The organism is Streptomyces resistomycificus (assembly GCF_001514265.1).
Lineage (GTDB): Bacteria > Actinomycetota > Actinomycetes > Streptomycetales > Streptomycetaceae > Streptomyces > Streptomyces resistomycificus.
Genome location: NZ_KQ948989.1, coordinates 540,781 through 553,021, shown reverse-complemented (window position 1 = coordinate 553,021; position 12,241 = coordinate 540,781). Strand labels below are relative to the sequence as shown.

The following is a 12,241-nucleotide window of genomic DNA, read 5'->3' as shown; positions in this document are numbered from 1 at the left end:
TTGGTTCCCATGGACATCGATGTGAGGGGGCCGCGCTTCGGGGCGGCCGTGACGACCGCGCTGCTGGCAGTCGTGCTGATCACGGGCAGCGTCTGGCTGCTGGCCTGGCAGACGCTGGCGTTCGCACTGGGCGCGGCGGGCGGGGTGGGCAGGTCGCCGTACGGCTGGCTGTTCCGCACGGCGGTGCGGCCGCGGATCGGTCCGCCGAGCGAGTTCGAGGCGCCCGAACCGCCGCGGTTCGCGCAGGCGGTCGGGCTGGTCTTCGCGGGGCTGGGCCTCGTCGGCTACACCCTGGGACCGCAGTGGCTGGGACTCGCCGCCGCCGGGGCCGCCCTCGCCGCCGCGTTCCTGAATGCCGCGTTCGGGTACTGCCTGGGATGCGAGATGTACCTGCTTGTACGTCGGGCTACGGTACGCGCGCAGTAAAGGCAGCGTAAAAGCCCGAGGTGGATCACTGGGTGGACGTGACGAGAATCTCGCCGTCCACGGGCTCGAGGACTGGCTACCGGTCCGTTCTTGGGGCACGATCTGCGAGATGCCGTAAACCTACGGCTGCGTAGCTTTCCCGCCGGGAGTTTCCTTTTCCCAGGCAGAGAAGGAAGGGTCCACACCGTCCATGGCAGAGCTTGTCTACCGCCCCGTCGTCGGTCTCGCCCAGACGTTGTTCAAGGTGTGGGACCTCAAGATCGACTGCCAGGGTTCGGAGAACATCCCGCGCTCGGGCGGCGCCGTGCTGGTGAGCAATCACATCAGCTACCTGGACTTCATCTTCGACGGGCTCGCGGCGCTCCCGCAGAAGCGCCTCGTGCGTTTCATGGCGAAGGAGTCCGTCTTCCGCCACAAGGTCTCCGGCCCGCTGATGCGCGGGATGAAGCACATCCCGGTGGACCGCAAGCAGGGCGAGACGGCGTACGCCCATGCGTTGGACTCGCTCAGGTCCGGCGAGATCGTGGGCGTCTTCCCGGAGGCGACGATCTCCCCCTCCTTCACGCTGAAGTCCTTCAAGTCGGGCGCCGCGCGCATGGCCCAGGAGGCGGGCGTGCCGCTGATCCCGATGGCGCTGTGGGGCACCCAGCGGCTGTGGACCAAGGGGCACCCGCGCAACTTCAAGCGCAGCCACATCCCGATCACCATCCGGGTGGGCGAGGCGATCGAGGCGTCGCGGGACAAGTACGCGGGTGCGATCACCCGCCAGGTGCGCGAGCGGGTGAACGAGCTGCTGGAGGCGGCCCAGCGCGCCTACCCGGTCCGCCCCAAGGACGCGGACGACACCTGGTGGATGCCGGCCCACCTCGGCGGCACCGCCCCGACCCCGGAGCAGGTACGCGAGGCCGAGGCCCGCTGACGCGCACCTGAGCGGAGCGCGGTCTGCGAGGGGCGCGCCGCGCGACCCTCCATGGGACAGGCGAGTCCGTCGCCCCGCACACCTTCGCTCCCCCCTCGCCGTCTGGACGCACGGTAGCCGGGCAACTACGGTCGCGTTACCGAGCCACGTGCGGGAGGGGGCCCGAGCTCAGTGCTTGCCGAGATCGCAGCCGGCCTGATGATCGAGGCCGTCGCGGGGACCGCGCGCTGGCTCAGGCGCGAGACCACGGGTGCGGACGGCGCGGACGAGGCCCTGCTCCGCTGGTTCGACACCTATGAGTTGTCCGTGGGGGCGGACGACGGCCCCCGCCTTCCGGACGGGCTGCCCCGGGCGCAGGCCGAGGAGTTCCTCCGCGGCGACGACAGCCAGGCCGTCCTGCACGAACTGCTCGCGGCTCGGCTCACCGACGCACCCGAAGCCGTGGTCGGACAGCTGCGCGAGGCGTATGCGGCCTGTGCGCAGGTGTCGTTGACGCCGGTCCTGGCCTCGACGGGACATCAGGATCCCGGCGTGGCAACGGCCACGCTCGCGAGAGAGTTCTTCGACCACTGCGACCTCCGAATCAGCACGGTCGTAGGCCGGTTGACGGGTTCCGACTCCGCGTTGCTGGACCGGATCCGCCAGGATGCGTTCTCGGCGCGCATCACCGCCGTCCTCGGCGCGATCGAACGGCACACCCGCGCGCTGTCCCTGCGCGACACGGCCTGCCTCGAGGCGGACCAGGCGTTCGCCGCGGCCTATCGTCGGCAGGCGAGGTTCGCTCACGGTTCCCTGGAGCCGCCCGACTTCGAGCGCCGCAGGCGGGTGCCGATCGGCGCCCTGCACGTGAGCCCGGGTTTCGAGAGGGTCGTCGAGAACCACGCCGGCCAGGACGACGTGTTCACGCTCGGTCTCGCCGACCTGGACCGTGCCCTCGACCGGACGGTACTCCTGGGAGATCCGGGGTGCGGCAAGTCCACCACGTGCCAGGTGCTCATGCACCGGCGTGCGTCCGACCCGCGGCAGCCGCTGCCGTTCCTCGTCTTGCTGCGCGACTTCGCCGCAGACGCGGAGAAGCGCTCCGTCGTCGACCACATCGAGGCACGTCTCGAAGCCCTCTACCAGTGTCCCGCGCCACCCGGTGCCGTCGACCGGCTGCTGCTCAGCGGTGCGGCGTCGGTCGTCTTCGACGGGCTCGACGAACTCGTCGACTCCACCCGGCGCCGCGAGGTCACCGAGATCGTGGAACTGTTCTGTGCGAAATACCCGCTGGCACCGGTCCTGGTGACCTCCCGGATCGTGGGCTACAACGAGGCACGTCTCGACGACCGCTACTTCGAGTGCTACCGGCTGGGCCCGTTCGGCCCGGACCGGACCAAGGAGTACGTCGAGAAGTGGTTCGCCCAGGAAGAAGGCACGCGGGAGGAAGCCGAGCTCAGCGCCCGCAGCTTCCTCGCCGAGAGCGCGGGCCTCACCGATCTGCGCGCCAACCCCCTCATGCTGGCGCTCATGTGCATCCTCTACCGGGGCACGGGGTCCGTTCCCCGCAGCCGCCCGGAGGTGTACGAGCAGTGCGCGTCGCTGCTGTTCCACAAATGGGATGTCCGACGGCGCATCCACGTGGAACTCTCCATGGCCCGCCTCGTCGAACCGGCCCTGCGCCACATCGCCTTCTGGCTCTTCACCCGGGGCGCGGACGCCCCGGCGGTCACGGAGCGCGAACTCGTCGGCGGGGTCGTCGAGTTCCTTGACGGCCGGGGCTACGAGGAGCGCGCGGAGGCCGAATCGGCGGCCCGCCAGTTCGTGCGCTTCTGCCGCGGACGCGCCTGGGTGTTCAGCGAGGTCGGCACCACCGCACGCGGTGAAGGCCTCTACACCTTCACGCACCGCACCTTCCTGGAGTACTTCGCCGCGGCCCAGCTCGCCGGCACCAGCGACACCCCGGAGATACTGGCCCGCCGCCTCGCGCCGAAAGCGGCCCGGCAGGAGTGGGACATCGTCGGCCAACTGGCGGTCCAGATCAAGGAACGCACGACGGTGGACGGGGCGGCCCGGGTCTTCGCCGCGCTGCTCGGTGAACGGCGTCAGCGCTCGGCCGGCGGTCGCGGGAATGTACTGGCGTTTCTCGCACGGTGTCTGAGCTGTGTGGATCCGCCACCACGCATGGTGCGGCAACTGACCAGGTCCGTCGTGGACCACCTCATGTCGGGGGATCCGGAGGCCGAGGAGTTCAGCGGTCCGATGGAGGCGCTCCTCGCAAGCTGCTGGAACAGCCGGGATTTGGTCGCGGGCGAACTCGTCGCAGCGATCGCCGAAACCATGGCATCCACGGACAGGCGCCGGAGGCGAACGGCGCTGCTCCTGGCCGCGTACGCGAGTATGCAGTTCAACGACGACCTGTCCACGTACTGGTGGGACTTCACCCGGCGGATGATCAGCGAGTACGAGGCGGAGTTCCGGGCGGCGAGAGCGGACGATCTCGGTCTGGTCGACGTCGCCCTGGGCCATGGGCTGACGGACCTCGGTGACTGCTTCCAGGAGCGCGGCCTGGAGTTCGGTTCCCTGTTCCAGAGCTGGCCCATGGGCATCTACAGTCCGAACCACACGTGGCACCCCTACGCGGCCCGGTGCGTGTACGTGCTTCTCCTGGGCACGGAAGGCTGCCGTCCCCCCTTCGAGACGACGGTGCGTGACTGCGCGGCGGTCGGTTCGTGGTTGCGGGACCATTCCGGTCCGCCCTGGGTGCCACGTGCTGACGACGTGACCCGGTTCCTGGACATCATCGCCGAGGGGCTCGCCGCCAACACGGAGGGCCGACGGCCCGTACTCGACCCGGACGCCTACCTGGGCGCCTCCGTCCTGCTGCTGACCTCCCTGGAAGCAAGCCGCGAACCCCCGATCGAGCAGCTGGCGCCCTTCCTTGGCCCACTGGCCGACCTGGCCCCGTATGCACGGGCCAGGTACGGCGGCGGGAGCGGGCGTGACAGCCTGCCCGAGCTGCCCGTTCCGGACGGCTTCGGGGCAGTACTGCGGGCCTGGGCGCGGCGCGAGGTGGACTTCGTGGGCCGCCCGTAGCCGACGCCCCCGACGCTCACTCCCCCGACACCGGCCCGCCGACCACGATCCGCGCCCCCGGGCTGAACTTCTCGAGCAGCTCGGCGAGTTCGGTGGCCGCCGTCTGCGCGGCGGTGGTCGGCAGGGGAGCCAGGGTCTCCAGCAGGAAGACGGCGGAGACGGTGTCCTCGGTGAGCCTGGTGCGCGGCCCCTGGCGCCAGTTCCAGCGGCGGCAGGTCACCCCCGCCTCGTCACGCCACACGACCTCGCCCACGTCGGGGTGCTCGACTACCTCCTCGCCGCCGGCGACGGTCACGAAGTCCTCGTCCCCGGTGGCACGCACGAGGCGCATGCCGCCCTGGATGCGGTCGATGTCCTCGCCGCCGACGGGGACCAGGTGGGCGACGCTGACGGCGTTGTAGAGGTCGACGAGCCGGTTGATCCGGGGCAGCCCGCCCTCCGCGAGGGCCCTCTTCGCCAGCGCCTCCGCCGAGTTGCGTGTCCGTGAGGGCTTCGCGCCGAACGCGGTGTAGGCCGCACGCCAGGCGGCCATGTGCGGGTCCTCGTGCGGGGCACGTCCGTCCAGGCGTACGGCGAGACGGCGGGCCGCGTCGTCGAGGAGGGCGGAACTCGCCTCGGTGCTGGGCCCGTTGACCAGGCCGTGTGCCTCGACGGCGAGGTGCGAGAAGCCGGGTGCGAGGGCGCGCACCTCGTCGGAAACGGTCAGGGAGAGGGTCATCGCCGGCCTCAGAGTGCGGTGGGGAGCGTCTTCCAGAGGTACGGGCGGTCGGGGGCGGCCTTGAGTGCGCCGACGACCACCGGATGCGGTTCAGCGTACAGTACCGGATAGTCCATCTCGTTGGACTCCGGGTCCGGCGTGAAGGCCAGGCGCTCCCCGTCGAGAGAGAACCGGGCATCCACACCCGGCTTATTGCCCCTCGGATCCTGTCGGTGCCAGGCCCCGTTGAACCGGACGGCGACCAGGCCGTGCACCACGTCGAGCCGCTGGTAGCAGAGCGCGGTCGGGATGTCCTCGGCTCGCAGCAGAGCGGTCAGCGCATGGGCCTTGGCGTAACAGATTCCGGTCCCCTGCTCCAGGACGTCGGAGGCGCGCCACGTGACGCGCGGGTCGCCCGAGTCCTGCGAGTGGGGAATGGTGTCGCGGACGAACTCGAACGCCAGCCGCGCATAGGCATACGAATCCTCGGCCTCGCCCGCGAGACGGGCAGCCGTCTCGCGCACGAGCGAATGGTGATGGTCGATGACGTCGTCGGCTGCCAAGTAGGCCGACAGGTCCGGGGTGTTCTGGATCAGCTCCATAGCCGCAGAGCATAGGAAAGCGATCACTGAAGAGTCAATGACTTTTCAGCGAAACGCATACCTATGCACTCACGCCTGGTGAGCCATCTCCTCCTTCAGCGCCGCCACGAACGCGTCCACGTCGTCCTCGGTCGTGTCGAAGGCGCACATCCAGCGCACGACGCCGGCGGCCTCGTCCCAGAAGTAGAACCGGAACCGCTGCTGCAGTCGCTCGCTCACGTCGTGCGGAAGCCTGGCGAACAGCCCGTTGGCCTGCACGGGATAGAGGATCTCGACCCCGTGCACCGCCCGCACGCCCTCCGCCAGCCGCTGTGCCATGTCGTTGGCGTGGCGGGCGTTGCGCAGCCAGAGGTCCTTGGCGAGCAGCGCCTCCAGCTGCACCGACACGAACCGCATCTTGGAGGCGAGCTGCATGGACAGCTTGCGCAGGTGCTTCATGTGGCTGACGGCGTCCTGGTTGATGACGACGACGGCCTCACCGAACAGGGCGCCGTTCTTCGTGCCGCCCAGGGAGAGGATGTCGACGCCCACCGCGTTGGTGAACGTCCGCATCGGGACGTCCAGCGAGGCCGCCGCGTTGGCGATGCGGGAGCCGTCCAGGTGGACCTTCATGCCGTGCGCGTGGGCGTGGTCGCAGATGGCGCGGATCTCGTCGGGCGTGTAGAGGGTGCCGAGTTCCGTGCTCTGGGTGATCGAGACGACCTGCGGCATCGCCCGGTGCTCGTCCTCCCAGCCGTACGCCTGCCGGTCGATCAGCTCCGGGGTGAGCTTGCCGTCCGGCGTGGGCACGGTGAGCAGCTTGAGGCCGCCCATGCGCTCGGGGGCGCCGCCCTCGTCGACGTTGATGTGCGCGCTCTCCGCGCAGATCACCGCGCCCCAGCGGTCGGTGACCGCCTGGAGCGCGACCACGTTGGCCCCGGTGCCGTTGAAGACCGGGAAGGCCTCCGCCGTGGCGCCGAAATGGCTGCGGACGATCCGTTGGAGGTTCTCGGTGTAGACGTCCTCGCCGTAGGCGACCTGGTGCCCGCCGTTGGCCAGGGCCAGGGCGGCGAGCACCTCCGGGTGGGCCCCGGCGTAGTTGTCGCTGGCGAAGCCGCGGACGTCCGGGTCGTGGTGACGACGGGCGTCGGTCCTCGGTGGGTTCACGGCTTCTCGTATCACGGCTTCTCGGTCAGCCACAGACGCTTTCCGTTCACTTCTGCGGCGGGCTTCTCCCAGACCCCGACGATCTGCTCGGCCAGATCCTTGACGTCGGTGAAGCCCGCGAACTTCGCGTTGGGGCGCTCGGCGCGCATCGCGTCGTGCACCAACGCCTTCACCACCAGGATGGCAGCGGCCGACGTCGGCCCGTCCGCCCCCTCGGACAGGCCCGCCTTGCGGAAGTAGTCGGCCAGTGCCAGCGTCCACGCCTCGGCGGCCGCCTTGGCGGCGGAGTACGCGGCGTTGCCCGCGGTCGGCTTGCTGGCCCCGGCGGCGCTGATCAGGACGTAACGGCCGCGGTCGCTGCTCTGCAGAGCCTCGTGGAAGGCGAGGGAGGTGTGCTGCACGGTGCGGATGAGCAGCATCTCCAGCAGGTCCCAGTCGTGCAGGTTGGTCTTCGCGAAGGTCTCGCTGCCGCGCCAGCCGCCGACCAGGTGGACCACCCCGTCGACCCGGCCGAACTCCTTCTCGGTGCGGGCGGCCCAGTCCCTGGTCGAGTCCAGGTCGAGCAGGTCGACCGTCTCGCCGGTGACCGCGGCACCGCCGGCGCTGTAGCGGGCCGCGTCCACGGCCTCCGCCAGCCGCTCCGGGTCGTTGTCCGCGCCGACCACGGTCGCGCCCGCCTCGGCGAGCCTGAGCAGCGTCGCCCGCCCGGCGGGTCCGCCCGCGCCGGCCACCGCGATCACCGCACCGCTGAGAGCCCCGTTCCCCATGTTCTTCGCCTCCTGAGCAGTGTTCTGGACGCGGTCGCTCACGCGGCGACCCGCTCGGCACTCTCCGCCGTGATGCCCTTGGTGGAGGCGATCACGTTCTTCAGCTTCTTGGAGAGGGCCTCATAGAACATGCTCAGCGGAAACTCGTCCGGAAGCACGTCATCGACGAGTTTCCGCGGCGGCAGGTTCAGGTCCAGGGCGTCGGGGCCCTTGGCCCACTTGGATCCCGGGTGCGGGGCGAGGTAGGTGGAGACCAGCTCGTACCCCGCGAACCAGTGGACGAGCTTGGGGCGGTCGATGCCGTCCCGGTAGAGCTTCTCGATGGCGGCGCACAGTTCGTTGGTGACCCGGGGCGCGCGCTGCCAGTCGATGAACAGCTTGTTGTCCGTCCAGCGGACGACGTCGTGCTTGTGCAGGTAGGCGAAGAGCAGCTGGCCGCCGAGGCCGTCGTAGTTGCGGACGCGCTCGCCGGTGACCGGGAAGCGGAACATGCGGTCGAAGAGGACCGCGTACTGCACGTCTCGGGCCTGCGGAACGCCGTCGGCCTCCAGCTTCACGGCCTCCTTGAAGGCAGTGAGGTCACAGCGCAGCTCTTCCAGGCCGTACATCCAGAACGGCTGGCGCTGCTTGATCATGAACGGGTCGAAGGGCAGGTCGCCGTGGCTGTGGGTGCGGTCGTGGACCATGTCCCACAGGACGAAGGCCTCCTCGCAGCGCTTCTGGTCGTGGACCATCGCGGCGACGTCCTCGGGCAGCTCGAGGCCCAGGATGTCGACGGCGGCGTCGGTCACATGGCGGAAACGGGCGGCCTCGCGGTCGCAGAAGATGCCGCCCCAGGTGAAGCGCTCGGGGGCCTCGCGCACGGCGATGGTCTCCGGGAAGAGAACGGCCGAGTTGGTGTCGTAGCCGGCCGTGAAGTCCTCGAACTTGATGCCGCAGAACAGCGGGTTGTCGTAGCGGGTGCGCTCCAGCTCGGCGAGCCAGTCCGGCCAGACCATGCGCAGTACGACCGCCTCGAAGTTGCGGTCCGGGTTGCCGTTCTGCGTGTACATCGGGAAGACCACCAGGTGCTGGAGGCCGTCCGCACGGTGCGCGGCGGGCTGGAAGGCCAGCAGCGAGTCCAGGAAGTCGGGCACCCGGAAGCCGCCGTCGGCCCACCGGCGGAGGTCCTTCACCAGGGCCTCGTGGTAGGCGACGTCGTGCGCGAGCAGCGGCGACAGCTCCTGCACGGCGTCGACGACCCGCCGTACGGCGAGCTCGGCGTCCGCCGGGTCGGGGGCGCCCTCGGCCTCGAAGTCGATGGCCCCGTCCTTGGACTGCCATGGCCGGATCTGCTCCACGGCATCCTTGAGCACCGGCCACGCCGGGTGCTCCACCACCCTGGTCGCGGGAGAAACCTGTTCCCCCGTAGCCGCCTGCACAAGAATTTCCGTCATGTCCCATCCTCCACGGGAGAACCTCACGTCAGGACACCGTATGCATATGCGGTTTCTCCAAGCAAGTGCATGCCCGGGAAATTATCCTGTACACCCCCATGGTCACAGGATTTTTTCCTGTGCGACATGCACGTGGCGGCTGCTTACGCATCGCACACCCGCTCGCGTCGCAGGAGCGGGTCCACTCGCACGCCCGGGCCGTTAGGCTGCACAACTGCCCGCGTGACCGTCCGCCCCGGCCCGCGCGGGGAGCCGAGCAGCCGCCCCCGACGGAAGCGAGTCGAACCTTGAACTTCCTCACCATCGGTCACCGCGGAGTCATGGGTGTCGAACCCGAGAACACCCTCCGTTCCTTCGTCGCCGCCGAGCAGGCCGGCCTCGACGTCATCGAACTCGATCTGCACCTGTCCAAGGACGGCGCCCTCGTCGTCATGCACGACACCGACGTGGACCGCACGACCGACGGCACCGGCCCGATCGCCGAGCAGACCCTCGACGAGCTGCGCGCCCTGGACGCGGGCCGCGGCGAGCGGGTCCCGGTGTTCGAGGAGGTGCTGGACGGCGTGCGGTCGCGCCTGCAGGCCGAGATCAAGGACGCGGCGGCGGCGCGTGCGCTGGCGGAGGTCATGCACCGCCGGGACCTGATCGGCCGCGTGGAGGTGTCCTCGTTCCACGACGAGGCGATCGCCGAGATCCGCCGGCTGGTGCCCGGCGTGCGGACCGCCCTGATCGGCAGCCGGTTCGGCACCGACATCGTGGACCGCGCTGTCGCGGTCGGTGCCGCGACCGTCTGCCTGAACATCCGCCGCCTCACCCTGGAGGTCGTGGAGCGCGCCCGCAAGGCCGATCTGAAGATCATCGGTTGGGTGGTCAACACACAGGACCACCTGCGGCTCGTGCGCGCTCTGGAACTGGACGGCGCGACCACCGACTACCCGGAGATCAAACGCACCGGCCGCTTCACGGCGTAACGATTATGCGACCGGGGTCAGCTCCTTGACCAGCAGCTCGAACTGCAGGTCGGCGCGCTGCGGGATGCCGAAACGCTCGTCGCCGTACGGGAAGGGGGTCGTCTTTCCCGTACGGCGGTAGCCGCGGCGCTCGTACCAGGCGATGAGGTCGTCGCGTACGGAGATCACCGTCATGTGCATCTCCGTGACACCCCAGGTCTCGCGGGCGATGCGCTCCGCCTCGGCGATGATGACCTTGCCGAGGCCGCCGCCCTGGAGCGCGGGGCTGACCGCGAACATCCCGAAGTAGGCGTGCGCGCCACGGTGTTCGATCTGGCAGCAGGCGACGACTCGTCCGTCGTGCTCGACCGTGAGCAGTCGGCTGTCGGGCGACTTGATGACCTCCAGCACACCCTCCGGGTCCGTCCGCTGCCCTTCGAGGATGTCCGCCTCGGTGGTCCATCCGGTGCGGCTGGACTCTCCCCGGTACGCCGACTCGATCAGCGCGACGAGCGCGTCCACGTCGGCGTCGGTGGCATCACGGAAGGTCAGGGCGGATTCCATGGTCGGCTCTCCGGTTCTCACGCGCGGCTCGGGCATCGACGAGGGTAACCCTGCCACCAGGCTCAGGATGCATGGCGCATGTACTGAGCGGCCGGACCTTGCTGCGTGCCCGTCGACGAGGACGTGGCCGCCGCGCGCGAGGAGTTGCGGGCCAAAGGCGTCACGATCGTGCGGGAGCCGGTGCGGGAGCCCTGGGGGCTGGTCGGGATGTGGATCGCGGATCCGGACGTCACGCCGGTCGTGCTGGCGGAGGTCCCGGCCGATCATCCCCTGCGGTACCGGCCCGGGACCTGAGGGCCGACCTCGTGTCGGTCTCGACGAAGCCGAGCGCGCGGCCGTCGTGGTTCACGGCCTCGGCGGGTCAGTGAGGGACTGCCCGGCTGTCGCTCCAGGCCGCTCGGGACGGAGACTCCGAGGACGACGGCGGCGACGTGGTGTTCCTTCCGCACCCGCGGGACGCCCCGGCCTCGTCGCCGGATGGCCGGGCCGTCGCCGCGGGTCTAGCGTGCGGAGAGGGGCACCCGCGTGGCAGGAAGGCCGTGACGTCATGAAACTCGACAAGCCGGTGGCCGGCGGGCCCTGCTGGGCCGAGGTGGGAGCGCCCGATCTGGCGGCGGCCCAGCGGTTCTACTCCACCGTGTTCGGCTGGCGGACGGAGACGGACAGCCGCGAGGAGATGGGCGGCTACACGATCGCGTCCCTGGACGGCCTCCCGGTCGCCGGGCTCGTCCCGCTGGGCGATGAACCGCAACCCGTCGTCTGGTACGTGACGTTCGCCGTGTCGGACGTGGACGCCACGGTGGAGACGCTGCGGGCGGCGGGCGGCTCGGTGGTGTTCGAGCCGGGGGACGTCCCCGGCATGGGCCGCTTCGCCTCCGTCACCGATCCGCAGGGCGCCGCCTTCCATCTGTGGCAGGCGGCCGGATTCGAGGGCGCGGGCCTGCTGAACGCGCCCGGTTCGCTGGGCTGGGTGGAGCTGATGACCCGGGCTCCCGAGCGGGCCGTGGACTTCTACCCGGCGGTCTTCGGCTGGAGCGTCGACGCCTCGGAGCACTACACGCAGTGGGGCCTCGACGGCGCGGACTTCGGCGGCATGGTCACGATGGACGACAAGTTCCCGCCGGAGGTGCCGCCGCACTGGCTGCCGTACTTCGCGGTGGCGGACGTGGACGCCGCCTCGGCCACGGCGGCCGGGGCGGGCGGCACCGTCCTGATGGAACCCACCTCCGTACCCGACGGGCCGCGGATCGCGGTGCTGCGGGACCCGCACGGGGCGATGTTCGGCGTGTATCCGGCCGGCTACGAGCGCTGAGGACCACACGCCCTCACCCACACCCGGTCAGAGCGGCTGCGCAGCACGATCAGCGCGTCGCCGACAGGGATGCCGGCGGCGAACGGCGTCGACACCGCTTGATCCGGGAACCCGCGGGCACGTTGCATTCATGGCGACGGGGGAAGTCCTTTCACCTGCTACCTCACCGACGCCACCGGCAACCTCCCTGGCCAGGTCGACGACATGGGGAACGCGACGGAAGGGCACATCGATGGATGACGCGATCAGAGGAGTGCGAACCCTTTCTGCGGTTTCGATCGCCGGAGGGATATGTGCGTGCGTCGCAGGAACGGTCACCGGCGATGCCGTGCCCATCGCACTCGGCG

General features: G+C 70.0%; 11 protein-coding genes and 1 pseudogene. 6 read left to right on the top strand and 6 right to left on the bottom strand.

Translation table 11 applies throughout. The features are described 5' to 3' along the window. The first annotated feature begins 9 nt into the window (after positions 1-9). The 3 genes from AQJ84_RS07580 to AQJ84_RS07570 all read left to right on the top strand — a co-directional run bounded on the left by AQJ84_RS07580 (position 10) and on the right by AQJ84_RS07570 (position 4,420). Complete coding sequence (locus AQJ84_RS07580) at positions 10-426, top strand: DUF4395 domain-containing protein (RefSeq protein WP_030045029.1); 417 nt, start codon at positions 10-12, stop codon at positions 424-426. Between the two features lie 190 nt (positions 427-616). Further along, entirely contained in the window at positions 617-1,345 is a 729-nt protein-coding gene (locus tag AQJ84_RS07575) for a lysophospholipid acyltransferase family protein (protein WP_030045028.1), read from the top strand. A 171-nt stretch (positions 1,346-1,516) separates the two neighbouring features. Next, positions 1,517-4,420 carry an NACHT domain-containing protein gene (locus tag AQJ84_RS07570; protein ID WP_053190622.1) on the top strand — a complete coding sequence of 968 codons (2,904 nt, stop codon included), beginning with the start codon at positions 1,517-1,519 and terminating at the stop codon, positions 4,418-4,420. 16 nt (positions 4,421-4,436) lie between these two features. Here AQJ84_RS07570 and AQJ84_RS07565 read toward each other — a convergent pair whose 3' ends face one another. The 5 genes from AQJ84_RS07565 to AQJ84_RS07545 all read right to left on the bottom strand — a co-directional run bounded on the left by AQJ84_RS07565 (position 4,437) and on the right by AQJ84_RS07545 (position 9,068). Further along, complete coding sequence (locus AQJ84_RS07565; RefSeq protein ID WP_030045025.1) at positions 4,437-5,138, bottom strand: B3/B4 domain-containing protein; 702 nt, start codon at positions 5,136-5,138, stop codon at positions 4,437-4,439. A gap of 8 nt (positions 5,139-5,146) precedes the next feature. Continuing rightward, positions 5,147-5,719 carry a transglutaminase-like domain-containing protein gene (locus AQJ84_RS07560; protein ID WP_030045024.1) on the bottom strand — a complete coding sequence of 191 codons (573 nt, stop codon included), beginning with the start codon at positions 5,717-5,719 and terminating at the stop codon, positions 5,147-5,149. Between the two features lie 69 nt (positions 5,720-5,788). Beyond that, positions 5,789-6,865, bottom strand: coding sequence for a threonine aldolase family protein (locus AQJ84_RS07555; RefSeq protein ID WP_030045023.1), 1,077 nt, complete (start codon positions 6,863-6,865; stop codon positions 5,789-5,791). 11 nt (positions 6,866-6,876) lie between these two features. Continuing rightward, positions 6,877-7,632 (bottom strand): SDR family oxidoreductase, encoded by a 756-nt coding sequence (locus tag AQJ84_RS07550; protein ID WP_030045022.1) that lies wholly within the window; start codon positions 7,630-7,632, stop codon positions 6,877-6,879. 38 nt (positions 7,633-7,670) lie between these two features. Continuing rightward, a complete protein-coding gene (locus tag AQJ84_RS07545; protein WP_030045021.1) occupies positions 7,671-9,068 on the bottom strand; it encodes a DUF6421 family protein in 1,398 nt (465 codons plus the stop codon). A gap of 287 nt (positions 9,069-9,355) precedes the next feature. On the opposite strand from AQJ84_RS07545, the gene AQJ84_RS07540 reads away from it, so the two are divergent. Continuing rightward, positions 9,356-10,039 (top strand): glycerophosphodiester phosphodiesterase, encoded by a 684-nt coding sequence (locus tag AQJ84_RS07540; protein WP_030045020.1) that lies wholly within the window; start codon positions 9,356-9,358, stop codon positions 10,037-10,039. A 3-nt stretch (positions 10,040-10,042) separates the two neighbouring features. Here AQJ84_RS07540 and AQJ84_RS07535 read toward each other — a convergent pair whose 3' ends face one another. After that, a complete protein-coding gene (locus AQJ84_RS07535) occupies positions 10,043-10,582 on the bottom strand; it encodes a GNAT family N-acetyltransferase (protein ID WP_030045019.1) in 540 nt (179 codons plus the stop codon). Positions 10,583-10,699: 117 nt separating this feature from the next. Between AQJ84_RS07535 and AQJ84_RS07530 the strand changes: the two are divergent. Together AQJ84_RS07530 and AQJ84_RS07525 are read left to right on the top strand one after the other, a co-directional pair. Then, positions 10,700-10,876: pseudogene (locus AQJ84_RS07530) on the top strand (VOC family protein); the annotation flags it as partial. Positions 10,877-11,129: 253 nt separating this feature from the next. Then, positions 11,130-11,894: a VOC family protein gene (locus AQJ84_RS07525; protein ID WP_053190620.1), complete on the top strand. Its 765-nt coding sequence runs from the start codon at positions 11,130-11,132 to the stop codon at positions 11,892-11,894. Positions 11,895-12,241: the final 347 nt, after the last annotated feature.

Excerpts from the sequence above, each read along its gene's own strand:
- AQJ84_RS07580 (WP_030045029.1), top strand. The coding sequence starts at position 10 with ATGGACATCGATGTGAGGGGGCCGCGCTTCGGGGCGGCCGTGACGACC.
- AQJ84_RS07565 (WP_030045025.1), bottom strand. The coding sequence starts at position 5,138 with ATGACCCTCTCCCTGACCGTTTCCGACGAGGTGCGCGCCCTCGCACCC.
- AQJ84_RS07525 (WP_053190620.1), top strand. The coding sequence starts at position 11,130 with ATGAAACTCGACAAGCCGGTGGCCGGCGGGCCCTGCTGGGCCGAGGTG.
- AQJ84_RS07535 (WP_030045019.1), bottom strand. The coding sequence starts at position 10,582 with ATGGAATCCGCCCTGACCTTCCGTGATGCCACCGACGCCGACGTGGAC.
- AQJ84_RS07550 (WP_030045022.1), bottom strand. The coding sequence starts at position 7,632 with ATGGGGAACGGGGCTCTCAGCGGTGCGGTGATCGCGGTGGCCGGCGCG.
- AQJ84_RS07560 (WP_030045024.1), bottom strand. The coding sequence starts at position 5,719 with ATGGAGCTGATCCAGAACACCCCGGACCTGTCGGCCTACTTGGCAGCC.
- AQJ84_RS07575 (WP_030045028.1), top strand. The coding sequence starts at position 617 with ATGGCAGAGCTTGTCTACCGCCCCGTCGTCGGTCTCGCCCAGACGTTG.
- AQJ84_RS07545 (WP_030045021.1), bottom strand. The coding sequence starts at position 9,068 with ATGACGGAAATTCTTGTGCAGGCGGCTACGGGGGAACAGGTTTCTCCC.